The following is a 25,403-nucleotide window of genomic DNA, read 5'->3' on the forward strand; positions in this document are numbered from 1 at the left end:
GCTCGGCTGCGTCGTGAGGCTCCGGTCCTTCTCCACCCTCCGGGACGCACGGCTGACGGAGAGGACTTCTGGGTGCTGAGTCGCTACGCGGACATCGCGGCGGCGGCGGCGAACCCGGCGCTCTCCTCAGAGACGGGCGGCGACCGCAAGGGGGGCGGCACCCATTTGGACGACATGCCGTTCGAGGACGCCGCCGGCGTCGTGCTGGCCATGATGGACGATCCGCGGCACGAGCTGATCAAGCGGACTCTGGCTCCTGCGATGACCGGAGCCGCGGTGGCGGGACTCGAGGAGCAACTGCGGCCGTACGCCGAAGGTCTTGTCGACGACGCGCTCGGCAGAGAACGCTGCGACTTCGTGTCGGACGTCACCGAGAAGCTGGCGCTGTACGCCATGGCGCTTCTTCTCGGGATACCCGAGCGTGACCGGGAACTGCTGGCCCGTTGGGGGCGCGAGACGCTGGGGATGGTGGATCGCCGCACCGGCGTGATGGACGAGGCCTCCTGGGCGAACATGCTGGCCCTGAGCGGATACTGCTACGAGGCGGTGGCCGCGCGGAAGGGCTGTCCCGCATCCAACCTCGGCGATCTGCTGATCGGCGGCGACATCCCCACCGACCAGGGGCAGGAGCCGCTCTCCGACATCGAACGCGCCGAAAATCTCACCCTCCTGCAGATCACCGGCCTGGAACAGCCGCGCAACATCATCGCGGGCGGTATTGCCGCCTTCGCGCAGCATCCGGACCAGTGGCAAGCGCTGCGCTCCGACCGGTCCCTGTTGCCCGGCGCGGTCGAGGAGGTGCTGCGATGGACGCCGGCCAACCCCTACAACCGCCGCACCGCGACCCGCGATCTGGAGATCTCCGGGCAGCTGATCCGGCGAGGGGACAAGGTGACGCTGTGGTGGGCGTCGGCCAATCGTGACGAGTCGGTCTTCGAGGACCCCATGCGATTCGACATCCGGAGGGATCCGAACCCCCATCTCTCGTTCGGTGACGGCCCCCACTTCTGCGCGGGTGCCGAGATCGGCCGGATGCAGACCCGCCTGGTCCTGGAGACGCTCCTCGACCGGGTCGAGGTGATCCGCCCCGCGGGACCGGTGACCTGGGGGCCGAACAACAAGCACTGCGTGCTGCTGGACGTACCCGTCCACCTGGTGCCGTAGCAGCGGCCGAAGCCGCCGAACAACCCGTCCTATCGCTATCGACTGGAGACGTGCATGGCGACAGTCCCGACCACAGCCGACACCGACTGCGGCTTGTGGATCCGCCGGTTCCAACCCTCGCCGGACGCCCGGGCCCGGCTGCTGTGCCTGCCGCATGCCGGGGGCTCGGCATCGTTCTTCCTGCCCGTCGCCCACGCACTGGCGCCGGACGTCGAAGTACTGGCCGTGCAGTACCCGGGCAGGCAGGACCGACGCGGCGAGGACTGCGTCGACAACGTTCCTGAGCTCGCGGACCGGCTGCTGGAAGCGCTCGCCGGGTGGCTGGACCGGCCGTTGGCCCTGTTCGGGCACAGCATGGGTGCCCTGGTGGGCTTCGAGCTGGCCGGGCTGATGGAGCGGGAGGCGAACGTCAAGCCGACCGTGCTGTTCGCCTCCGGCCGGCGCGCCCCCTCGTGCGCGGACGACGAGGGCGTGCACCTGCGCGGCGACGAGCAGATCATCGACGAGATGCAGCGCCTCGGCGGCACCGACGCACGGATCCTTGACGACCCGGAGATGCGCGCGCTCATCCTGCCCGTGCTGCGGGCCGACCTCAAAGCCGCCGAGACCTATCGGCCCGCGCGCACGCACCGGCTCGGCTGTCCGATCGAAGTCCTGATCGGGGACGCCGACCCGAGAACACCGCTGCCGGAAACGCGTGCGTGGCGCGAGCACACGTCGGGCGAATTCGGCCTGACGGTATTCCCCGGCGGCCATTTCTTCCTCGCGGATCGGGCGACGGAAGTAATACGCCACGTCGCCGACCGGCTGTGATTTCTTTCAAGGACCTCATCGGGATCGACGAGATCACCCCCTACGCATTGGGAGGACACACATGGCGGCGCCTGCGGACTCCACAGGCTGGTTGCAATTCGGGGAATTCCGTACGTGGTACCGGGTCACCGGAAAGCTGGACGGCGATCGGGTGCCGCTGGTGGTCGTACACGGAGGCCCGGGAAGTACTCACGACTACCTGCTCACCATGACCTCGCTCGCCGAGGACGGACGCGCGGTCGTGCACTACGACCAGCTCGGCAACGGCGGCTCCACCCGGCTGCCGGAGCGCGGCGCCGACTTCTGGACGCCCGAGCTGTTCCTCGACGAGCTGGCCAACCTGCTGGAAGGCCTCGGCATCACCGAGCGGTACGTGCTGTTCGGCCAGTCCTGGGGCGGCATGCTCGTCGCGCGTCACGCCGTGGACAGGCCAGCGGGACTGCGAGGGCTGATCATCGCGAACGCCCCCGCTTCATACCGGCTTTGGCGCAGCGAGATGGAGGTGCTCAGGGCCGCCCTGCCCCCGGGTGTGGACGCGGTGCTGCGCGCGCACGAGGCGGCCGGCACCACCGACTCCGCCGAGTACTTCGAGGCGATGCGCGTCTTCTACGGCCGGCACGTCTGCCGACTCGACCCGTGGCCCCGCGACTACCTCGCCTCCTTCATGGAGACCGCCGACAACCCGACGGTCTACGAGGCGATGAACGGCCCGAGCGAGTTCCATGTCATCGGCACGCTGAAGGACTGGTCGGTCGAGGACCGGCTGCCCGACATCTCCGTGCCGACGCTGGTCCTCTCCGGCCGCCACGACGAGGCCACGCCGGTGACGGTCCGTCCGTTCCGGGACCTGATTCCGGACGCGCGCTGGGAGATCTTCGAGAACTCCAGCCATGTGCCCCACCTTGAGGAGCCGACGCGCTTCCACGCGGTCGTCTCCGACTTCCTCACCGGTCTGGAGAAGTGATCCGATGGACGCCTTGGTCTTTCCCGGGATGGGGCCGACGAAGTTCGCCGACCTCGGCCGGTTCCTGCTGCTGAATCCGCACGCCCGCCGTCTGGTCGCCGCCGCCGACACACGCCTGGGGTACCCGCTGGCCGACCGTTTCGCCGAGGCCGAGGGCGACTACTCCGAGTACGCGCAGGTGGCCTTCTTCGTGGCCTGCCTCGCCCTTGCCGAGTGGGCCGAGGCGGAACACGGCGTCGAGCCGGCCGCCTGTGCCGGGCCGAGTTTCGGGGAGAAGCCCGCGGCCGTGCGTGCCGGATCGCTCTCCTTCGAGGACGGGGTGTGGCTGACGGCCCGGCTGGCCCGCTGCCTGGAGGAGTACTTCGCGGTCGAGCACCGCGACGTGGTGACCCACTCCTTCGCCCGGGTTCCCGAGACGCGGGTCAGGGAGCTGGTGGACGAACTCGCCGGACGCGGCGGCTGGTCGGAGATCTCCTGCTTCATCGACCGTGACCTGTTCATGGTCTCACTGCGGGAGTCGGAGCTGGACTGGTTGCAGCGCTCGGTGCGCTCGCTCGGTGGGCTCTCGCTGTACACGATGCGCCCGCCGATGCACGCGTCCGTGTTCGACGGGCTGCGCCGCAAGGCCGCCGAGGAGGTCATCGGGGAGCTGGAGTTCGCCGCGCCGCTGCTGCCGCTGCTCGCCGACCAGGACGGCTCGGTGGTCGAGGACGGCGCCGGGGTGCGCTCGATGCTGCTCGACAGCTTCGTGCGTCCGCTGCGCTGGCCCGCGGTTGTCGGCGGGCTGCGAGAGCTCGGGGTCGAGCGGGTCTGTGTGGCAGGGCCGGACAGCCTGTTCGGCCGGGTCGGCTGCACGACGAGCGCTTTCGAGGTGGTCTCGGCCACCCCGTGGCTCGCCATGCAGCCGCGGCGCCGGACGTCCTCAGCCGGCCGCTGATCGCAACCTGGTCAGCGACCGCCACAGAACACCCGGATTGGCGAAGGTCTCCAACATCAGATCCTCCTCCGAGAAACGGAGGTTGTATTCGGATTCGAGCGTGGAGAGGAGTTCCACTATGCCCAGTGAATCGAGACCGTATTCACGGAGTGGAGTTTCCTCGTCCAGTGGCTCTTCGGGCGGAAGGAATGGCAGGTAACTGCGGATGATTTGCTCGAATTTCGAGTCCCAGATGGTCATGGTGTGGAGCATAGCGAAAATTCTGGGCTATTCAATGGAGTCTCGACAGAATTCTGAATTGCGAGTGTGGTGAGAATGATGGAAGGCACGACGGACATCGCTCTGCACGGGCGTTTTCAGCGCGGGCTCGCACGGGCGCCGCGCGGGGTCGCGGTGCGCTGCGCGGACGCGGCCATCACGTACGAGGAGTTGCACGAGCTGGCGCTGCGCCAGGCCGGAGCACTCGTCGAGTCCGGCGCCCGGCGCGTGGCGGTGCTCGCGGAGAAGGGGCCCGCCGCGTACGTCGGTGTCGTGGCGGCGCTCTACGCGGGGGCCGCGGTGGTCCCGCTGCGCCCCGATTTCCCGGCCGCGCGCACACGGCGGATGATCGAAGCCGCCGGCGTCACGGCGTTGATCGTCGATGAGAAAGGGGCCGGTCTGGCTCCCGGGCCGGCCGAGGTCGCCGTGTTCGGGCCGGGATTCGCACAGCCCTCGGCCGTGCTTGACGAGCCCGTGACCGTGGCACCCGGCGACCCGGCCTGCGTCCTGTTCACCTCCGGTTCCACCGGCCGGCCCAAGGGCGTGACCGTCACGCACGGCGCCACCGCCCACTACTTCGGGCTGCTCGACGCGCGCTACGACTTCACCGCCGCCGACGTCTTCTCACAGACCTTCGACCTCAACTTCGACTGCGCCTTCTTCGACCTCTTCAACGCCTGGGGCGCCGGCGCGACGCTCCAGACCGTTCCGCCGTACGCCTACCGCGACCTGCCCGCCTTCCTGAACGAACGGGGCGTGAGCGTCTGGTTCTCCACCCCCGGCGCGATCGCGCTGACGCGGCGCACCACCGCTCTCGCGCCCCACGCGATGCCGGGCCTGCGCTGGAGCCTGTTCGCGGGAGAGGCACTGCAGTGCCGCGATGCCGCCGACTGGCAGAGCGCCGCCCCGAACTCGACCCTGGAGAACCTGTACGGGCCGACCGAACTGACCGTCACCGTCGCGGCGCACCGCTGGTCGCAGCCGCGTTCGCCGGCGCTGGCGGTCAATGGCGTCGTGCCGATCGGGGCCGTGCACGCCGGGCACGAACACGTCCTGCTCGATGAGGACGGCCAGACCGTCGAGGACGAGGGGGAGCTCTGTGTCAGTGGTCCGCAGCTGAGCCCCGGCTATCTCGACCCGGCCGACGAATCCGGACGCTTCGTACGCCGCGAGGGACGCCGCTGGTACCGCACCGGCGACCGCGTCCGCCGGATCGACGGCGGCGAACTCGCCTACCTCGGCCGCGCCGACGCACAGGTCCAGGTGCACGGCTGGCGGATCGAACTCGCCGAGATCGAGCACGCGCTGCGGACGGACACCTCCGTGCACGACGCGGTCACGGTCGGCATCCCCAAGGACGGCACCACGGAGCTCGTCGTCTTCTACACCGCGGAGCGAGCGATACGTCCGGTCGAACTCGCCGCACGCCTGCGCGAGACGCTGCCCGAGACGGTGGTTCCGCGTCACTTCCACCATGTCGAGGAGTTCCCGCTGAACACCAACCGGAAGATCGATCGCGCGTCGCTCGCAGAACGCGCGCGTGCCCTGCACACCCCGTCGGCGCTGGTGCACGGGCTGCTCGACGAGGCGGTGGCCGAGGTTCCCGAGGCCTCGGCGGTACGTGACGCGGTTGGCGTGTGGACCTATCGCGAGGTCGGCGACTACAGCCACGCGTTCGCCGCGTGGCTGGCCGAGCGCGGGGTCGGGGCCGGTGAACGGATCGTGGTCCAGCTGCCCACCCGACGCCCGCAGACCGCCATGTTCTACGGCACCTCGCGGCACGGCGCGGTGTTCGTTCCGGTCAACCCGACGATGAAGCCCTTCCACCTCAGGTCGGTCATCAACAGCGCGGAACCGCGGCTGATCATCGCCGCCGAGGCCGAACCGCTGCGTGAGCTCACCGGGATACCCGTATACGGCTTCGAGGACGTGTGGCAGCAGGTCGAGAAGCTGCGCGAGCGGGGCGCGCGGGCCGAGCCCGCCGTGGTGAGCCCACAGGACGTGGCCGTGCTCGTCTACACCTCCGGCAGCACCGCCGAGCCGAAGGGCGTGATCGAACCGCACGCCCAGATCACCTTCGCGGCCCGCGCCATTCAGGCGGTGCTCGGGTACCGGGGCGACGACGTGGTCTTCTGCCGGTTTCCGCTCTCCTGGGACTACGGCCTGTACAAGGTGCTGCTGGCCTGTCTGGGCCGGAGCGAGATGGTCCTGGCCGGAGAGGAGTCCGACCTCGCGCTGCTGCGCCGGATGCGCGAGGTGGGCGCGACGGTCGTGCCGATCGTGCCCTCGCTCGCCGCGATGCTCACCACGCTCGCCGCACGCGAGGACGCGTCGGCCGGCCGTGCCCCGGTGCGGCTGTTCACCAACACCGGTGCCGCGTTGCCGGATTCCACGACGCAGGCGCTGCGCGAGGCGTTCCCCGGCACGCGCGTGGTGCGGCAGTTCGGGCAGACGGAGTGCAAACGCATCACGATCATGCCTCCCGACGAGGACGGAGGGCGTCCCGGCGCGGTGGGCCTGCCGCTGCCCGGCACCAGGGTCCTGATCCTCGACGACGGGGGGAACCCACTGCCGCCCGGTGAGACCGGCGAGATCGTCGCGGCCGGACCGCATGTGATGCCCGGCTACTGGCGGTCCCCGGAGCTGACCGCGCGCGCCTTCCGCCGCGATCCGGAGACCGGCGAGGCACGTCTGCACACCGGTGACTACGGCCGCCTCGACGACGACGGCTACCTGTACTTCGAGGGCCGACGCGACGACATGTTCAAGCGCAAGGGGATCCGTATGAGCACCCTGGAGATCGAGGCCGCGGCGATGGACATCCCCGGCATCAGCGCGGCGGGAGCCATCCCACCGGACGGCGAGCGCGACCTCGCGCTGTGCGTGGAGACCGACCTGCCCTCGCACACCGTGCTGCGTGAGCTCGCCCGTCGCCTCGAACCTGCCAAGGTGCCCGCGATCTGCCATGTCATGGACGAGTTCCCGCTGACCGCGCACGGCAAGAACGCGACGGCCGAACTGGCGCGCCTGGTGGACGGAGCCCGCACATGAGCCTGACCACCGCCGAGTTGGCCGAACGCTACGGCACACCGCTGTACGTCTACGACCTCGACCGGGTCACCGCGGCCCGCGACGACCTGCTCGCCACCCTGCCCGAGGGATTCGACCTCTACTACGCACTGAAGGCCAATCCGCACCCCGAGGTGGTGCGGGCCGTCCGTGAGGGAGCCGAGGAGGTGTGCCGGCCCGAAGTGAGTTCGCTCGGCGAACTGGACGCGGCACTGGCCGCCGGACACCCGGCCGGGAACTGCCTGTACACCGGGCCGGGCAAGACCGACACCGAGATCGACCGGGCGATCGGCCTCGGCGTGCGGGAGTTCTCCGCCGAGTCCCCCTCCGACCTGCGGCACATAGGGAACGTCGCATCGCGCCACGGGGTGGTCGCCCGCTGCATCCTGCGGCTGAACATCGCGTCGGCGGGCGCGGCGACCGGAATCAGGATGATGGGACGGCCCTCCCAGTTCGGGATCGACGGCGACACCCTCGCCGAGACGCTGCCGCAGTTGCTGTCCGTGCCCGGCACCACCGTCATCGGCGCGCACTTCTTCACGATGAGCAACGCCGGCGACGAGGAGAGCCTGCTCGGCGAGTACGAGCACGTCATCGAGACCGCGGCCGGTCTCGGCAGCGACCTCGGCCTGCCGCTGGAGCTCCTGGACATCGGCGGCGGATTCGCCGCGCCGTACGCGGTGCCGGGAAACCGTACGCCCTACCCGAAGCTGCGCGCCGGTCTCGCCGACCTGCTCGACCTGCATCTGCCGCAGTGGCGTGCCGGGCAGCCGCGGATCGCCTGCGAGTCGGGGCGCTACCTCGCGGCCGAGTGCGGGAGCCTGGTCAGCCGCGTGGTGAACGTCAAGGAGGGCAGCGGCGGGCCGTTCGTCGTGCTCGACGGGGGCATCAATGTGCTCGGGGGACTCTCCGGGATCGGGCGTCTGCTTCCGGCCGCCGTCCAGCTCGACCCCGGCCTGCGGCCGGCCGGGCGCGGCACCCTGGTCGGTCCGCTGTGCACGCCGGGGGACAGCCTCGGCCGGAACGTCCAGCTGCCGGCCCTGGCACCGGGCGACCTGGTGACGATCCCGAACGTCGGGGCATACGGCCTGACCGCGAGCCTGGTGCACTTCCTGAGCCGTCCCGCTCCGGCCGAGGTCACGCTGCGCGGTGGCGAGGTCGTCTCGGCCACACGTCTTGAGCCGCGCCGCACACCGGTCGGGGACGGTCGGTGATGAGCATCGTTGTCGAGGAGGAACGGCTGCCGGCGCCGGACACCCGCCCCGTGATCGTCAGCAGCACTGTGTCCGACGCGCACAGCTGGAACCTCGTCTATCTGCAACTGCTCATCGAGGAGCTCGGATACCAGGTCGTCAACCTCGGGCCGTGTGTGCCCGAGGAGGAGCTGATCGAGGCATGTTCCCGGCTCCGGCCGACCTTCGTCGTACTCAGCAGCGTCAACGGGCACGGCGGCCAGGACGGTCTCCGGCTGATCCGCAGGCTGCGTACGGTCGGCGAACTGGGCGACCTGCCGATCGTGATCGGCGGCAAACTCGGCATCGGCGGAACCGACCCGCAGATCATCGCGGAGCTGGCCGCCGCCGGGTTCGACGCGGTCTTCGACGACAACGCGGACGGCCCCGTGCTGCTCCGGCGCTTCGTGCGCGGTCTCGACGTGGGAGAACTCCGTGAACTTCGGTGATCTCGTGCGTCGACGGCACGCGGACGGAATGCTGGTCGTACAGCCTCGCATGGGCATGAGCGATCCCGAGGCCATGCGCGCCGGCCTCCTGGCGACCCGTAAGGCCGCCGCCTGCACCGTCGGCACGATCACCGTGGACAGCTACACGCGACAGGACGACCTTGAGGCGATTGCCGAGGCTCTGCGCGACGGGAAGGCGCTCAACGGATATCCGATCGCGAGCCATCCGGCCGAGACGACCCGCGCCCTGCTCGACGGCCCGTGGGACGAGCAGTTCCCGGTGCAGGTACGGCACGGCTCCGCCCGGCCTCAGCGGATCATGAGGGCACTGACGGAGGCCGGGCTGCACGCCACCGAGGGCGGACCGGTCTCCTACTGCCTGCCCTACGGCCGTACCCCGCTCGCCGAATCCGTGCGCAACTGGCGTGAGGCCTGCGACCTGCTGGCCGACGCCGACGCACGCCCACACCTGGAGAGCTTCGGCGGCTGCATGCTCGGGCAGCTGTGCCCACCGAGCCTGTTGGTCGCGATCAGCGTGCTGGAGGCGATGTTCTTCCAGCAGAACGGGATCGACGACGTCTCGGTCAGCTATGCGCAGCAGACCGATCCCGGGCAGGACCTCGAGGCCGTGACCGCCCTGCGGCGGCTGTGCGGCGAGCTGCTGTCGGGGACCTGGCACATCGTCATCTACACCTACATGGGCCTGTTTCCGCGTACGCGGGAAGGCGCCCTGAGCCTGCTGGGTGCCTCCGCCGAACTCGCTGTGCGCGGGGGCGCGCAGCGGTTGATCGTCAAGACGGTCGCCGAGGCGGTACGGATTCCCACCGTCGCGGAGAACGTATCGGCCCTCGAATACGCGGACACGGTCGCACGGCAGACGGGCGCGGCCGAGCCGCCGGAGCACGAGCGGGACGGCGGCCAGGTCTACCGCGAGGCGCGCGTACTGGTCGAGGCGGTCCTCGACCAGTGCGCCGATCTGGGTGACGCGCTGCTGCGTGCCTTCGCCCGCGGACTGCTCGACGTCCCGTTCTGCCTGCACCCCGACAACGCGGGCCGGACGCGTGGCCGGATCGGCTCGGACAGCCGGCTCGGCTGGGCCGCGACGGGTGCCATGCCGCTCAAGGGTCTCGTCAATACGTCGGCCGGGGCGGCGTTGACCGCGTCCGACTTCCTGGCGTCCCTCTCCCACGTCCAACACACCCATGACACGTCGGCCCTGGCCACCGGTCCCCGTTCCATCGAAGCGAACAGCGGAGTACGGCGATGAATACACCTGACCCCATCCACAGTCCCCTGGCAGAGTCACTGACCGCGCTGCCCACCGCCGAGCGGGAGCGGTACCTGGTCGGCCTGGTGTGCGATCACGTCGCCGCTGTGCTGAACGAGATCCGGCCCGGCGCCACCGTGCGGATCGAGGCCGACGCCGCGTTCCGCAGCCTCGGGCTCGACTCGCTGGGCACCGTCGCGCTGCACGGCAGGCTCGGCGCCGAGACCGGCCTGGCACTCCCCGTCACCGTCGTCTTCGACCATCCGACGCCACGAGACCTGGCCCGGCACCTTCTGGCGCTGCTGTCCGGTGAGAAGGCCGAGAGCGCCGGAGCGCCCCCGTCGCCCTCGTCGGCGCTGGACGAACCACTCGCCGTCGTCGGCATCGGCTGCCGCTTCCCGGGCGGCGCGACCTCGCCGGACGCGCTGTGGCAGCTGGTCGCGGGCGGGCGGCACATCAGCGCCGACTTCCCCGCGGATCGCGGCTGGGATCTCGACGCGCTCTACGACCCGGACCCGGAGACCCCGGGCAGCACCTACGTACGCACCGGCGGCTTCCTGGCGGACGCGGCCGAGTTCGACGCCGACTTCTTCGGCATCTCACCGCGCGAGGCCGTCGCCATGGACCCGCAGCAGCGGCTCGTCCTGGAGACGTCCTGGGAGGCGCTGGAGCGCGCGGGCATCGATCCGGGCACGTTGCGCGGATCGGCCACGGGCGTGTTCATCGGTGCCGAACCGCAGGAATACGGGCCCCGGCTCCACGAGGCTCCGGACGGCCTGGACGGCTATCTGCTGGCGGGCGCGGCACCGAGCGTCGTCTCGGGCCGGGTCGCCTACACCTTCGGACTCGAAGGCCCCGCACTGACCGTGGACACGGCGTGCTCCGGATCGCTGGTCGCCGTACATCTCGCGGCCCAGTCACTGCGCCGGGGCGAGTGCGCACTGGCCCTGGCCGGCGGGGTCGCGGTGATGGGCGGGCCCGGCACCTTCACCGCGTTCTCCCGGCAGCGCGGGCTCGCGCCGGACGGCCGGTGCAAGGCGTTCGCCACCGCCGCCGACGGCACCGGCTTCGCCGAGGGCGTGGGCGTCTTCGTCCTCGAACGGCTCTCCGACGCCCGCCGGGCCGGGCATCCGGTGCTCGCCGTACTCCGCGGCAGCGCGGTGAACCAGGACGGTGCGTCGAACGGGCTGACGGCGCCGAACGGCCTGGCACAGCAGAAGGTCATCCGGGCCGCGCTGGCGGACGCCGGGCTCCAGGCGCATGAGGTGGACGCGGTCGAGGCGCACGGCACCGGGACGCGGCTCGGCGACCCGATCGAGGCGCAGGCTCTGCTGGCGACGTACGGCCGGGACCGCGACGCCGAGAATCCGCTCTGGCTCGGGTCGATCAAATCGAACATAGGCCACGCCCAGGCCGCCGCCGGCGCTGCGGGTCTGACCAAGATGATCATGGCTCTCCGGCACGGGGAGCTTCCCGCGACCCTGCACGTCGACGAGCCGACCTCGCATGTGGACTGGTCGGCCGGGGGAGTAAGGCTGCTGACCGAGCCGCAGTCGTGGCCGGGCGTCGACCGGCCACGCCGTGCCGCCGTCTCCTCCTTCGGGATCAGCGGCACCAACGCGCACGTCATCATCGAGCAGGCGCCCGAGAACGCGCGGGACGATACCCGGTCGCAGACGCCGCTGCCCGCCGTTCCGTTGGTCCTTTCCGCGCGCAGCGACGCCGCCCTGCGGGCTCAGGCCCGCGCTCTGGCGGCCGTCGTGGCCGATGAGGCGGCCGCGCCGGCAGATGTCGCGTTCTCCTTGGCGACCACGCGCGCCTCACTCCCGCACCGGGCCGTCGTGCTTGCCCGGGATCGGGCGCAGGCGCAGCGCGGACTCGAAACCCTGGCGGCGGGCGGTACCGCGCCCGAAGTCGTCGAAAGCCCCGCGGAACACGGTGGCCTCGGCCTGCTCTTCACCGGGCAGGGAGCGCAGCGCCTCGGCATGGGCGGCGCGCTGTACGAGGCGTTCCCCGTGTTCGCCGACGCGTACGACGAGATCGTCGGCCACCTCGACCTCCAACTGGAGCGGCCGCTGCGCGAAGTGCTGTACGGCGACGACGCCGAGCTGCTGCGGCAGACGGGCTACGCGCAGTGTGCCCTGTTCGCCCTTGAGGTCGCTCTCTACCGGCTGGTCGAGTCCTGGGGCGTGCGCCCGGACGTCCTGCTCGGCCACTCGATCGGCGAGCTCGCCGCCGCGCACGTGGCGGGTGTGTGGTCGGTCGAGGACGCCTGCGCGGTGGTGGGTGCCCGCGCGCGGCTGATGCAGGCGCTGCCGACGGGCGGCGCGATGGCCGCCGTCGCGGCCCCCGAGGGTACGGTGAGGCCCCTGCTGACCGGCCCGGTGGACATCGCCGCGGTCAACGGCCCGGAGTCGGTCGTGCTCTCCGGTCCCGAGGCCGAACTCGACGCGATTCTCCGTCGACTGGAAGCCGACGGGCGCAAGACCACCTGGCTGCGCGTGTCTCACGCCTTCCACTCCGCGCTGATGGAGCCGATGCTCGACGAGTTCCGCCGCGTGCTGAGCATCGTCGAGTACCACCCGCCGCGCATCCCGGTCGTCTCCAACCTGACCGGTGCCCCGGCGACCGGCGACGACCTGCGCACCCCCGAATACTGGGTGCGGCATGTCCGCGAAACCGTCCGATTCGGCGATGGAGTACGGTCGTTGTCCGCGGCCGGGGTCCGCACGGTTCTCGAACTCGGTCCCGACCCGGTCCTGTCGGCGATGGCCCAGGAGTCGGCCGACGGCCGGGAGATCGCGTTCGTCCCGCTGGTCCGGCGCGATCGGCCGGAGCCGGAGACCGTTCGCACGGCCGTGGCCACCGCGTACGTGCGCGGGGGTGCGGTCGACTGGAGCACGTGGTTCGCGGGGTCCGGCGTCCGCCGGGTGGACCTGCCGACATATCCCTTCCAGCGGCGGCGGTACTGGCTCGCGCCCACGGCCCACGGCCGCGTGGACGCCCCGAGCTTCGGACAGACCGAGTCCCGGCACCCGCTGCTGACCGCGGCCATCGGACTCGCGGACGGCGGCGCGACGGTGCTGACGGGACGGCTCGCGGTCGACACGGTGCCCTGGCTCGCCGAGCATGTCATCGCGGGGGAGCGCGTTCTGCCGGGTACGGCGTTCCTGGACATGGCGCTGCACGCGGGCCGGCTCACGGGCTGCGCCGCGGTCGAGGAACTCACCTTGCACGCGCCGCTGGTGCTTCCGCCGGTGGGCGGACTCGCTCTGCAGGTCGTCGTGACGCCCGGGGACGACGGCCGCGCGACGGTCGACTTCCACGCCCGCGCCGACGACGACACTTCCTGGACGCGCCACGCCGGCGCCGTCCTCACGCCGAGCGAGAGCAGCATGCCGACGCACATCGGTCTCGCCGAGTGGCCTCCCGCTCACGCGGAGCCGGTCGACATCGCCGACCTCTACGAGAACCTCGCCGACGAGGGTTACCACTACGGTCCGACGTTCCAGAGCCTGCGCGGCGTCTGGAAGCGCGGCGGCGAGGTCTTCGCCGAAGTCGTGCTGCCCGAAGGCACCGATCCGGGAACGCATCTGCTGCATCCCGCGCTGCTGGACGCCGTGCTGCACGCAACCGACTTCGCCGAGGGCGAGGCCCGCGAGTCCGGCGAGATCCGCCTCCCCTTCGCATGGCGGGGCGTGCGGGTGAACGTTCCGGGTGCCACCGCGGTGCATGTGCGGATCACCTCCCATCCGCAGGGCGGCGTACGCCTGGACCTGGCCGACGGGTCCGGTGCTCCCGTGGCGTCGGCGGACGACTACCGGACGCGGCTCGTCCCGCCCGGTTCACTCTCCTCAGCGCGCACCGAGCCGCTCTACGAGATCGTCTGGCGCCCCGTCACCACACCCGCCGCCACGGCAGACGCGTCGCTCCTGAACGTCGAACTGCCCGACGACCTCACCGACGCGCTCTGCCACACGGCCGACCTGCTGCGACGCCACGACGCCGGGACGACCCTCGTCCTCGTTATCCCCGGCGACGACCCGATAGCGGCCGCGGCCCGCGGCCTGGTCCGGTCGGCCCAGGCGGAGAGCCCCGGAAGGTTCGTGCTCCTCGACTTCCTCGACACGGACGCGCCGGCCCTGGAGACCGCCCGGCGGGCAGCTTCCTGCGAGGAGCCGGAACTGCGGGTACGCGGTGGTGAGTGGTTCGTGCCGCGCCTGGTGCGCTCGCGTGCGGAGTCGCGGGAGGAGGCGCGGGCGGACGCGAACCGGCTCGCGAACGGCACAGTCCTGATCACCGGCGGCACCGGAGGCCTCGGCCTCCTGACCGCCCGTCACCTGGCCGCGGTCCACGGCGCGCGTCACCTGCTGCTCGTGAGCCGCAGCGGCTCGGCGGCCCCCGGCGTCGAAGCGCTGGTCGACGAGGTTCGCGAACTCGGCGCACACGTGACGATCGCGGCCTGCGACGTCTCCGACCGCGCCGCGCTCGCCACCGTACTGGACGGGATCCCGGCCGATCAGCCGCTGACCGCGGTCGTCCACGCGGCCGGAACCGTCGACGACGCGCTGACCGGCGACCTGACCCGCGAGCGGTTCGACGCGGTCTGCCGCCCCAAGGCCGTCGGCGCGCGCAATCTGCACGAGCTGACCCTCGGCCTCGACCTGAGCGCCTTCGTGCTCTTCTCCTCCGCCGCCGCCCTCGTGGACGGCGCGGGCCAGGGCAACTACGCCGCCGCCAACGCCTACCTGGACGCCCTCGCCGCCGGGCGCGTCGCCGCAGGGCTGCGCGCCACCTCCCTCTCGTGGGGACTGTGGTCCGGCGAGCAGGGCATGGGCGCCCGGCTCGACGCCGTCACCCGCCATCGCATCACCCGCCAGGGCATCGCACCGCTCACCCCGGAAGCGAGCCTCGCCGCTCTCGACGCCGCGCTCGCCACGGGTACGAGCTCACTCGCGCCGCTCGCGATCGACCGAGCCGCGCTGAGGGCCCGACCGGACGGCGTACCGGCCCTGCTCCGCGAACTCGTACCGACACCGCAGGCCCCGGCCCCGTCCGTGATCCGCGGCACCGAAGCGCAGCACCTGGCCGACCTGTCCGAGACCGACCGCACCAGTGCCCTGCTCGACCTCACCCGCTCGCTCGTCGCGGCCGTGCTCGGACACGAGGACGCTGCGACGGTCGGCGCGACCCGGTCCTTCACCGACCTCGGCTTCGACTCGCTCGCCGCCGTCGACCTGCGCAACAGCCTGCAGAAGCGGCTCGGGCTCACTCTCCCGGCCACGCTCGTGTTCGACTACCCGAACCCGCGCGCCCTCGCCGAGTACCTGGCGACACGGTTCTCCACCGCTCCCGCCACGGCCAAGGCCGCCACCATGGCGGTCGCCCGTACCGACGAACCGATCGCGATCGTCGGGATGGCCTGCCGCTTCCCCGGCGGCGTCGCCTCGCCCGAGGACCTCTGGACCCTGCTGTCCGACGGGGTGGACGCGGTCGGTGCGTTTCCGACCGACCGCGGCTGGGACCTCGCCTCCCTCTACGACCCGGACCGTGTGCGCCCGGGCACCAGTTACGCGTCCGAAGGCGGCTTCCTGCACACCGCCGCCGAGTTCGACGCGGGATTCTTCGACATCAGCCCTCGCGAGGCTCGGGCCATGGACCCGCAGCAACGCCTGCTGCTCGAAACCTCCTGGGAGGCCTTGGAACGCGCCGGAATCGATCCGCACACGCTGCGCGGCAGCCGGACCGGCGTGTTCGCCGGCGTGATGTACCACGACTGGGCCACGCGGCTGGGCCCGAAGGTGCCCGAGGAGCTCGCCGGGCACCTGGGCAACGGCAGCCTTGCCAGCGTCGTCTCCGGCCGCGTCGCCTACGCGCTCGGCCTTGAGGGCCCGACGGTCACCGTCGACACGGCCTGCTCCTCCTCGCTCGTCGCGCTGCACTGGGCGATCCAGGCCCTGCAGGCCGGAGAGTGCACCCTTGCACTGGTCGGCGGCGTCACCGTGATGGCGACCCCCGACACGTTCGTCGACTTCAGCCGACAGCGAGGTCTCGCCGCCGACGGGCGCTGCAAGTCCTTCGCCGCCGCAGCGGACGGCACCGGCTGGGGTGAGGGCGTCGGCGTACTCGCGGTCGAGACGCTGTCCGAGGCACGTCGCCATGGACACCGGGTCCTGGCCGTCGTCTCCGGGTCCGCGGTCAATCACGACGGCGCGAGCAACGGGCTGACCGCGCCCAACGGGCTCGCCCAGCAGCGGGTGATCCGCCAGGCGCTGGCCGGCGCCGGACTGCACCCGGCCGACATCGACGCCGTCGAAGGCCACGGCACCGGCACCACGCTCGGCGACCCGATCGAGATCGGCGCCCTGCAAGCGGTCTACGGCCCGGAGCGCGAGGCCGCGGGCGCACCCCTGTGGCTCGGCTCGATCAAGTCCAACCTCGGCCACCCGCAGGCCGCCGCGGGCGTAGCCGGGGTCATCAAGACGGTCCTCGCTCTCCGTGCCGAGCGACTGCCCGCGACCCTGCACGTGGACGCACCAACGCCGCAGGCCGACTGGTCGGCCGGAGCGGTCGAGCTGCTGACCGAGTCGCGGCCGTGGTCGCGCGGTGAGCGCACCCGCCGGGCCGGGGTGTCCTCGTTCGGCATCAGCGGCACCAACGCACACGTGATCATCTCGGAGGCGCCCAGCGCCCCCGAGCCCCACCCGGTGGCCGCGCCCGAGCCTCAGCCGGTGACCACACCCCGGCTCACGCCGCTGCCGTTCCTGCTCTCGGCACGCACCCCGACCGCGCTCGCCGCGCAGGCGGCACGGCTGCGTGCCTACGTCACGGACCAGCCGCTGGACGCGCTGGCCTGCTCCCTCGCGACCGAGCGCTCCGCGTTCGAGCACCGGGCCGCGATCGTCACGGGCGACCGCGAGGAGCTCCTGCTCGGCCTGGACGCCCTCGTATCGGGCGAAGCGATGCCGAACGTGCGGCGGGGAACTGCCCGCACCCGCGGCGGCAAGACCGCTTTCCTCTTCTCCGGCCAGGGCGCCCAGCGCGTCGCGATGGGCCGTGCCCTCCACGCGGCGTTCCCCACCTTCGCACAGGCCTTCGACGAGGTCGCGCGGGCCCTCGATCCGCTGCTCGGCGAGTCGCTGCACCAGGCCGTGTTCGAGGACGAGGACCCGGCGCGCCTCAACCGCACCCGGCTGACCCAGCCCGCGCTGTTCGCCGTCGAGGTCGCACTCTTCCGCCTCACCGAGTCCTGGGGCCTGCGGCCCGATCTGCTGGCGGGCCACTCGATCGGTGAGATCGCGGCGGCGCACGTCGCGGGCGTCCTCTCGCTCGACGACGCGGCCAGGCTGATCGCCGCGCGCGGCGCACTGATGGACGCGCTGCCCGACGGCGGCGCCATGGTCGCTCTCGGCGTCACCGAGCACGACGTCAGGGAGCTGATCGCCGGGCGTGAGCACGAGGTCGACATCGCCGCGGTCAACGGGCCGACAGCGGTGGTCGTCTCCGGCGTCGAGACCGCTGTACTGGAGATCGCGAACGTCATCGACGAGCGGGGCGCCGTCACGCACCGCCTGCCGGTGAGCCACGCCTTCCACTCGCCGCTGATGGAACCGATGCTGGCCGAGTTCGCTCGGGTCTGCGCGGGCCTGGAGTTCCGCCCACCGCGCATACCGTTCGTCTCGGCGGTCACCGGCCGCCTCGCGACCCCGGCGGAGATCACCGACCCCGCGTACTGGGTCGGACATGCCCGCCGGGCGGTCCGCTTCGCCGACGCGCTCACCGTGTTGACGCAGCACGGTGTCGACACGTTCGTCGAGATCGGCCCGGACCGGGTGCTGGCCAACATGGCCGAGCGCGGGCTTCCGGACACGGTCACGGGGAACGCCGTGTTCGCGTCGCTGATGCGCCGCAACCGCGAGGAGGTCGCCGAGGCGCTCGGTGCGCTCGCGCAGCTGCACGTCCACGGAGTCGCCGTCGACTGGTCCGCTTCGCTGGGCACCGCAACACCGCTCGACCTGCCGACGTACGCGTTCGAACACACTCGCTACTGGGTCGACGCCGCGCCCGCGCTTGACGCCGCCGAAGTCGGCCAGCAGGCGGCCGGGCACCCCATGCTCGGCGCCGTGATCACCCTGGCCGGAACCGGAGAGCTCGTCTGCACCGGCCGGCTCTCGGCCGGGACCCAGCCGTGGCTCGCCGACCACGTCGTACGCGGCGCGATCCTGCTGCCGGGCACCGGATTCCTCGATCTCGTGCTGTGGGCCGCCGACCGGGCGGGCTGCGCGGGCGTCGAAGAACTCACCCTTCAGAGCCCGCTGATTCTGCCGGAACGCGGCGGCGTCGCCCTGCAACTCGTCGTGGGCCCGCCGGAAGGCGGCCGTCGCCGCGTGACGATCCACACCCGGGCCGACGACACCGAGGAGTGGACCCGCCACGCCACGGCCGTCCTGAGCACGACAGGTCGGCCCGCGGACTTCGACCTCGCCCAGTGGCCGCCGGCCGGTGCCGAACCCTTCGCCGCCACCGACGCGTACGCACAACTGGCGGCGCGCGGCTACGACTACGGAGCCGCCTTCCAGGGCCTTCGCGCGGCATGGCGTCGCGGCGACGAGGTGTTCGCCGAGGTCGTGCTGCCCGAGGTGGCGGGCACGGCCGCGTTCGGCCTGCACCCCGCGCTGCTCGACGCCGCCATGCACGCCGACCTGCTGCTCTCCGGCCCCGACGCACCGACACTGCTGCCCTTCGTGTGGTCCGGCGTGACCCTCTACGCGACCGGCGCCCGAGAGCTGCGGGTCAGGATTCTCCGGGTCTCCGGCGACGAGCAGAGCCTCATCCAGGTCGCCGATGCCACGGGAAGCCCCGTGGCGTCCGTGGACTCACTCGTCTCACGCCCCGTCACCGGGACCAGCCTCAGCTCGGTGGCCGAGCGCGACGTCCCGCTGCTGGGCGTGGCCTGGCAGGACGTCTTTCTTCCTCAGGTCACCGACGAAGGCGGGCCCGAGGTGCTGGTCTGCCCCGAGGGCGACGACGTGCACGCCGTGGTCGGCGCCGTTCTCACCGCGCTACAGGGGCGGCCGGCCGACGAACGCCTGGTCGTGGTCACCCGGAACGGCACCGCCCTCGCCGAGGACGTGAGTCCCGCGCAGGCCGCGGTGTGGGGTCTGGTTCGTGCCGCCGAGGCGGAGAACCCGGGCAGGTTCGTGCTCGTGGACCGCGGCGACGACGAAGCGTGGCGCGGACTGCTGCCCGCCGTCCTCGCGTCCGGCGAGCCCGAGGTCGCCCTCCACGACGGCACGGTGCGCGTGCCCCGGCTCGCCCCGACGCGGCCCGAGCAGGACGCGCCGCGGCCCTGGAACCCCTCGGGAACAGTGCTGATCACTGGCGGTACCAGCGGACTCGGCGCACTGGCGGCCCGTCACCTGGTGACCGAGCACGGCGTCCGGCACCTGCTGCTCGCGAGCAGGCGCGGCCCGGACGCGCCCGCTGCCGATGAACTGCGCAGCGACCTCAAGGCCCTCGGCGCTCAGGTGACGATCGCCGCATGCGACGTCTCCGACCGCACCGCGCTCGCCCGTCTGCTGGCGGGCATCCCCGCCGAAAACCCGCTGACCGCCGTCCTGCACGCCGCAGGCCTGGCCGGAGGCGGGCTGATCGGCTCGCTTGAGGCCGACCGGCTCGACGAGGTGCTGCGCGCGAAGGCCGACGCGGCACGGCACCTGCACGAACTCACAGCCGAACTGGACCTGGCAGCCTTCGTCCTCTTCTCCTCCGCCGGCGGCATGGTCCTCGCCGCTGGCCAGGGCGACTACGCTGCCGCCAACGCATACCTCGACGGCTTGGCTGTCCACCGTCACCGTCTCGGCCTGCCCGCGACCGCGCTCGCCTGGGGCCTGTGGGCGTATGACACGGGCCTCGGCGGCAGACTGGGCGAGGACGACCTGTACCGCATGGCCCGCCTCGGCCTTCCCGCGATCACCGTCCACCAGGGCCTGAGGGCACTGGACGCGGCGCTCGCGACCGACACCGCACCCGTGCTCGCGCCGCTGCCGATCGACACAGCCGCACTGCGCGCACGCACCGACCAGGTCCCCGCACTGCTGCGAGGATTCCTCGCCACACCGACACGCCGCGCAGTGGCGTCAGCCGCGTCCGCCACCGATCTGACGAGCCGCCTGGCGGGGCTCGGTGAGTCCGACCGCGACCGCCTGCTGCTCGACCTGGTCCGCACGCACGTCGCCGCCACCCTCGGCCACAGCGCCGGCGCGATAGACACGGAACGGGCGTTCCGCGAACTCGGTTTCGACTCACTGACCGCCGTCGAGCTGCGCAACGCGCTCAGCGCGGCGACGGGGCTCACCCTCCCGGCCACCCTCGTGTTCGACCACCCGACCGCGAGCGCTGTCGCCGAGTTCATCAAGGCAGGACTGCTCGGCGCTGCCGCGGCGACCCCGGCACGCGTGACCGCCGCGACGGCGACCGCCCGCGACGAGCCGATCGCCGTCATCGGCATGGCCTGCCGCTATCCCGGCGACGTCGACACTCCGGAAGCACTCTGGCAACTGCTGCTCGACGAAGCCGACGCCGTCAGCGGCTTCCCGGCCAACCGCGGCTGGGACATCGCCGGCATCTACGATCCCGAACCCGGCCACCTCGGCAAGACCTACGCGTGCGAGGGCGGATTCCTGCACCGCGCCGCCGACTTCGACCCGGCGTTCTTCGGCATCGGTCCGCGCGAGGCCCTCGCGATGGACCCCCAGCAGCGGCTGCTCCTTGAGGTCGCGTGGGAGGCGATCGAGCGGGCGCGCATCAACCCGCGCTCGCTGCGCTCCACACTCACCGGCGTCTTCGCGGGCTGCATGTACGACGACTACGGCAGCCGGGTGAAGCAGCCTTCACCGGACGTGCTGCCGTACCTGGCCAACGGCTCCTCCGGATCCGTCGTCTCCGGCCGCGTCTCCTATCTGCTCGGCCTCGAAGGCCCGTCGATCACCGTGGACACCGCATGCTCCTCGTCCCTGGTGACGATCCACCTGGCCGCTCAGGCGCTGCGCGCGGGGGAGTGCACACTCGCGCTGGCCGGCGGTGTCACCGTGCTGTCCACCCCTGACCTGTTCGTCGACTCCAGCAGGCAGGGCGTGCTCTCACCCAACGGCCGCTCGAAGTCGTTCTCCTCCGTCGCCGACGGCGTGGGCTGGGCCGAGGGCGCGGGCGTGCTACTGCTCGAACGGCTCTCGGACGCGCGCCGCAACGGGCACCCGGTGCTGGCGGTCGTACGGGGCAGCGCGGTGAACCAGGACGGCGCCTCCAACGGACTCACCGCCCCCAACGGCCCCTCGCAGGAACGCGTGATCCACGCCGCGCTCGCCGCCGCCGGCCTGGAGACCTGGGAAGTGGACGCGGTCGAGGCGCACGGCTCCGGCACCCGCCTCGGCGACCCGATCGAGGCACAGGCGCTGCTGGCCACCTACGGACAGGGACGCGAACCCGGGCGCCCGCTCCGGCTCGGCTCGGTCAAGTCCAACATCGGCCACGCGCAGGCGGCGGGCGGTGTCGCCGGCGTCATCAAGATGGTCCAGGCGATGGAGCACGGCGTACTGCCGCGCAGCCTGCACGCCGAGGAGCCGTCGCCGCACGTGGACTGGTCGGTGGGCGCGGTCTCGCTGCTGACCGAGCGTCAGCCGTGGCCCGCCACCGGACGTCCGCGCCGAGCCGGCGTCTCGTCCTTCGGGATCAGCGGCACCAACGCGCACGTCGTCCTGGAACAGGCGCCCGCCGTTCCGGTGCCCGACCGCGGTGATCAACGGCCCGCGACCGTCCCCTGGCTGGTGTCGGCGCGCTCGGAGGAGGCTCTGCGCGACCAGGCCGGCCGTCTCCTCGACCATCTGGACGTGCACGCCGCCGTACGCGATCTCGACATCGCGCTCACCCTCGCCGCGGGCCGCACTCACTTCGAGAACCGCGCGGTGATCCTGGGGACCGACCGGGCCGAACTCGTCGAGGGCCTCCGTGCCCTGGCCGAAGGCGGCCCCGGCGGTCGGTGCACGACAGGGACGGCGGAGGCCTTGGGCGGCACGGTGTTCGTCTTCCCCGGCCGAGGCGGCGACTGGAGCGGCGTGGCGGCCGAACTCCTGGAATCCTCAGGAGCGTTCGCGGCCCGGCTCGCCCAGTGCGACGCCGCGCTCGCCCCGTTCATGGACCGGTCGGTCGCCGACCTGCTGCGCGGTGGCGATGCCGCGCTGATCGACCAGGCGGCGGTGCGGTGGGCGGTCATGGTCTCGCTGGCAGCTCTGTGGGAGGAACGCGGCGTACGCCCCGACGCGGTCCTGGGCCACGAGGAGGGAGAGGTAGCCGCCGGGTGCGTCGACGGAACGCTCTCGCTGGCGGACGGAGCGCGGATCATCACCTCACCCGACCGGCCGCACGGTTCGGTTCCCTTCGAGGAGTCCGTGCGCGGGCTCGCGGAGTCCGGATACGGCGTGTTCGTCGAACTCGGCCCGCGGGCAGTGCTGACGACGAGGATCCGACGAACGCTCGACGAGCTCGAACACCAGGCCGTCGTCACCGGTGCCCTGCCGCTCGCCGAGGCCGCCGCAACAATCCACGTGCACGGCGTCGCCGTCGACTGGACTCCGTTCTGCGCCGGCGGAATCCCGGCCGACCTGCCTACGTACGCCTTCCAGAACCGGGAGTACTGGCTGGACGCGACTCCCGCGCAGGGCGACGTCGTAGCGGCGGGACTCACCTCCGCCGAGCACCCTCTGCTGGGCGCGGTCATCGACGTGCCGGGCAGCGACGACGTCGTCTTCACGGCGAACATCTCGGCCGATCGGCAGCCATGGCTCGGCGATCACGTGCTGCTCGGCCGCACCCTGCTGCCCGGAACCGCGTTCGTCGAACTCGCGCTCCGGGCCGGCGCGGAGGTCGGCTGCGATGTGCTGGAGGAACTGACGCAGCACACGCCGATGCCCCTGCCCGAGCGAGGCGCGACGAACGTACGCGTCGTCCTCGCGAGCCCGGACCGCGACGGACGGCGTGCGCTGTCGGTGTACGCACGCCCGGACGACGCACCACGCACCGCGCCGTGGACCCTGCACGCGAGCGGTACCGTGCACGCCGGCGCGGCCCCTGTCCCCTTCGACCTGGCCGCCTGGCCCCCGTCGGACGCCGAACCGTGCGATCTGTCCGGGGTGTATACGGACCTGGCCGCGCTCGGCTTCGACTACGGCCCTTCCTTCCAGGGCCTGCGGTCGGTGTGGCGGCGCGGGGACGAGGTGTTCGCGGAGATCTCGCCACCCTCGGGGGCGATCCGCGACGCCGCCTCGTACGGCGTGCACCCGGCCATGCTGGACTCGGCGCTGGGCGCGATGGACTTCCTCGGGGGAGGGCCCGCCGCACTGACCGAGACCACGATCCCGTTCGCCTGGAACAACGTCACCCTGTACCGCAAGGGCGCCGCGGCGCTGCGCGTGCGGGTACGAAAGGCGGCGCAGGACGCGAACAGCGCCGAGTTGTGGGTCGCGGACTCCTCGGGCACGGCTGTGGCGCACGTCGGGGCGCTGGTGACCCGGCCCGTTCCGGCGCACAGCGGGGCCGGGACGAGGCACCTGTATCGGATCACGTGGAATCCGCTGCCGATCGAGGCCGGGTCCCTGACCGCGCTCCCCGATGGCGTCACCCTGCTCGAATGCGCGCAGGCAACGTCCGACGACGTTCCCGGTGCCGTACACCGCGCTCTGCTGGACACCCTGGACTCGCTGCGGTCCTGGCTGGCGGAACCGCGGCAGGCCGGCGAGCGCCTCGTCGCCCTGACCCGTAACGCCGTCGTCACGGAGACCGGTCAGAGCCCCGATCTGACGCACGCGCCGCTGTGGGGTCTGATCCGCGCCGCCCAGGCCGAGCACCCGGACCGGATCCAGCTCATCGACCTCGACGAAACCGAGGCATCCCGCAGCGCACTGGCCGCTGCCGTGGCCACCGGCGAGCCCGAGGCCGCGATCCGCGGCGGACAGGTGAGTGCGCCGAGGCTGCGGCGCAGCACGCCCGGTGGCGCGTCGCGGAGCTGGGAACCGGACGGCACCGTGCTGATCACCGGTGGGACGGGACTGCTCGGCTCGGTGTTGGCCCGGCACCTGGTGGCCGTCCATGGAACGCGTCACCTGCTCCTCGTCAGCCGCCGGGGCACCAGCGCCCCAGGCGCCGAGGAACTGGCCGCCGAACTGGGCGAACTCGGCGCGACCGTCACGTTCGCGGCCTGCGACGCGTCCGACCGGGAAGCGCTCCGCCACGTGCTCCGGCAGATCCCGGAGCGGCATCCCCTCACCGCGGTGGTACACGCCGCCGGGATCATGGACAGCGCGGTGCTGCAGGCACTGACTCCGGATCAGATCGAACGTGTGCTGAAGGCCAAAGCGGACGCGGCGTGGCACCTGCACGAGCTCACCGCCGACCTGCGCCTGACCGCGTTCGTGCTCTACTCCTCGGTCGGTGGCCTGGTGCTGACGGCCGGTCAGGCGAACTACGCGGCCGCGAACCAGTTCCTCGACGCACTGGCCGAACACCGGCACGCTCGCGGCCTCCCCGCCACATCTCTGGCCTGGGGACCGTGGCAGGGCAGCGAGGACGCGGTCGACCTCGACCGGCTCGCACGCGAAGGCATGGGCGCCCTTGCTCCCGAGGAGGGGATGGAACTGTTCGACGCGGCACTCGGGACGGATACCGCGGTTCTCGTACCGGCGCGGCTCGACGAGCAGCAGCTGCGGGAACGGACCGAGCTGCCCGCACTGCTGCGCGCCTACGCCGGACCGCGTACCCAGGCGGCGGCGCATGCGGCGAAGGCGACCGAACCAGAACCGGAAACCCTCGCGCAGCGGATCGCCGCACTCTCCCGCAAGGAGCAACAGCAGGCCCTGTTGGACCTCGTCCGTGCCCACACGGCCGCCGTACTCGGCTACGAGGATGGCACGCAGGTACGGAGCTCCACGGGATTCACCGATCTCGGGCTCGATTCACTGTCGGCACTGCAACTGCGCAACAGCCTTGCCCCGATCGTCGGTGTGCGCCTGCCCGCCACGCTGATCTTCGACTACCCGACCCCGGTGAGCCTGGCCGAGCAGCTCCTGGCCGAGTTGTTCCCCGAGGAGCCCGAGACTGCCGTGGAACCGGAGCGGTCCGCGATCGAAGACATGGACATCGATGCCCTGGTGCGAGCGGCCCTCGCCAGTGGCGGAAAGGAATGACGGACATGCCCACG

General features: G+C 71.9%; 10 protein-coding genes. 9 read left to right on the plus strand and 1 reads right to left on the minus strand.

All coding sequences use genetic code 11. The features are described 5' to 3' along the window. Positions 1–72: 72 nt before the first annotated feature. The 4 genes from OG595_RS42425 to OG595_RS42440 all read left to right on the plus strand — a co-directional run bounded on the left by OG595_RS42425 (position 73) and on the right by OG595_RS42440 (position 3,878). Positions 73–1,164 carry a cytochrome P450 gene (locus OG595_RS42425; RefSeq protein ID WP_329281776.1) on the plus strand — a complete coding sequence of 364 codons (1,092 nt, stop codon included), beginning with the start codon at positions 73–75 and terminating at the stop codon, positions 1,162–1,164. A gap of 54 nt (positions 1,165–1,218) precedes the next feature. Then, positions 1,219–1,977, plus strand: a complete 759-nt coding sequence (locus OG595_RS42430) for a thioesterase II family protein (RefSeq protein WP_329281778.1) — start codon at positions 1,219–1,221, stop codon at positions 1,975–1,977. Between the two features lie 61 nt (positions 1,978–2,038). Continuing rightward, the gene (locus OG595_RS42435; protein WP_329281781.1) at positions 2,039–2,941 is read left to right on the plus strand and encodes a proline iminopeptidase-family hydrolase; all 903 of its coding nucleotides are present in this window, start codon (positions 2,039–2,041) and stop codon (positions 2,939–2,941) included. A gap of 4 nt (positions 2,942–2,945) precedes the next feature. After that, positions 2,946–3,878: an ACP S-malonyltransferase gene (locus OG595_RS42440; RefSeq protein ID WP_329281784.1), complete on the plus strand. Its 933-nt coding sequence runs from the start codon at positions 2,946–2,948 to the stop codon at positions 3,876–3,878. Here OG595_RS42440 and OG595_RS42445 read toward each other — a convergent pair. Beyond that, positions 3,864–4,118 carry an acyl carrier protein gene (locus OG595_RS42445; protein ID WP_329281787.1) on the minus strand — a complete coding sequence of 85 codons (255 nt, stop codon included), beginning with the start codon at positions 4,116–4,118 and terminating at the stop codon, positions 3,864–3,866. The two genes, OG595_RS42440 and OG595_RS42445, sit on opposite strands and share 15 nt — an antisense overlap. Positions 4,119–4,196: 78 nt before the next feature. Here OG595_RS42445 and OG595_RS42450 point away from each other — a divergent pair, with 78 nt between their 5' ends. From OG595_RS42450 to OG595_RS42470, 5 genes are read left to right on the plus strand one after another with little or no spacing between them, the layout of a single operon-like run. After that, on the plus strand, positions 4,197–7,187 hold the full coding sequence (locus OG595_RS42450; protein ID WP_329283603.1) for an AMP-binding protein: 2,991 nt from the start codon (positions 4,197–4,199) through the stop codon (positions 7,185–7,187). Continuing rightward, positions 7,184–8,419 carry a type III PLP-dependent enzyme gene (locus OG595_RS42455; RefSeq protein WP_329281789.1) on the plus strand — a complete coding sequence of 412 codons (1,236 nt, stop codon included), beginning with the start codon at positions 7,184–7,186 and terminating at the stop codon, positions 8,417–8,419. Before OG595_RS42450 ends, OG595_RS42455 begins: the two co-directional genes overlap by 4 nt. Beyond that, positions 8,419–8,886: a cobalamin B12-binding domain-containing protein gene (locus OG595_RS42460; protein WP_329281791.1), complete on the plus strand. Its 468-nt coding sequence runs from the start codon at positions 8,419–8,421 to the stop codon at positions 8,884–8,886. The genes OG595_RS42455 and OG595_RS42460 overlap by 1 nt, the downstream gene beginning before the upstream one ends. A gap of 28 nt (positions 8,887–8,914) precedes the next feature. Beyond that, positions 8,915–10,153 (plus strand): methylaspartate mutase, encoded by a 1,239-nt coding sequence (locus tag OG595_RS42465; RefSeq protein ID WP_329283605.1) that lies wholly within the window; start codon positions 8,915–8,917, stop codon positions 10,151–10,153. Continuing rightward, positions 10,150–25,389: a type I polyketide synthase gene (locus OG595_RS42470; protein ID WP_329281793.1), complete on the plus strand. Its 15,240-nt coding sequence runs from the start codon at positions 10,150–10,152 to the stop codon at positions 25,387–25,389. Before OG595_RS42465 ends, OG595_RS42470 begins: the two co-directional genes overlap by 4 nt. The last annotated feature ends 14 nt before the right edge of the window (positions 25,390–25,403 follow it).

The organism is Streptomyces sp. NBC_01451 (assembly GCF_036227485.1).
Lineage (GTDB): Bacteria > Actinomycetota > Actinomycetes > Streptomycetales > Streptomycetaceae > Streptomyces.

Bases quoted from the DNA above. Each gene is read 5' to 3' on its own strand.
- OG595_RS42435 (WP_329281781.1), top strand. From the start codon at position 2,039: ATGGCGGCGCCTGCGGACTCCACAGGCTGGTTGCAATTCGGGGAATTC.
- OG595_RS42430 (WP_329281778.1), top strand. From the start codon at position 1,219: ATGGCGACAGTCCCGACCACAGCCGACACCGACTGCGGCTTGTGGATC.
- OG595_RS42450 (WP_329283603.1), top strand. From the start codon at position 4,197: ATGGAAGGCACGACGGACATCGCTCTGCACGGGCGTTTTCAGCGCGGG.
- OG595_RS42470 (WP_329281793.1), top strand. From the start codon at position 10,150: ATGAATACACCTGACCCCATCCACAGTCCCCTGGCAGAGTCACTGACC.
- OG595_RS42465 (WP_329283605.1), top strand. From the start codon at position 8,915: ATGCTGGTCGTACAGCCTCGCATGGGCATGAGCGATCCCGAGGCCATG.
- OG595_RS42445 (WP_329281787.1), bottom strand. From the start codon at position 4,118: ATGACCATCTGGGACTCGAAATTCGAGCAAATCATCCGCAGTTACCTG.
- OG595_RS42460 (WP_329281791.1), top strand. From the start codon at position 8,419: ATGAGCATCGTTGTCGAGGAGGAACGGCTGCCGGCGCCGGACACCCGC.
- OG595_RS42440 (WP_329281784.1), top strand. From the start codon at position 2,946: ATGGACGCCTTGGTCTTTCCCGGGATGGGGCCGACGAAGTTCGCCGAC.
- OG595_RS42455 (WP_329281789.1), top strand. From the start codon at position 7,184: ATGAGCCTGACCACCGCCGAGTTGGCCGAACGCTACGGCACACCGCTG.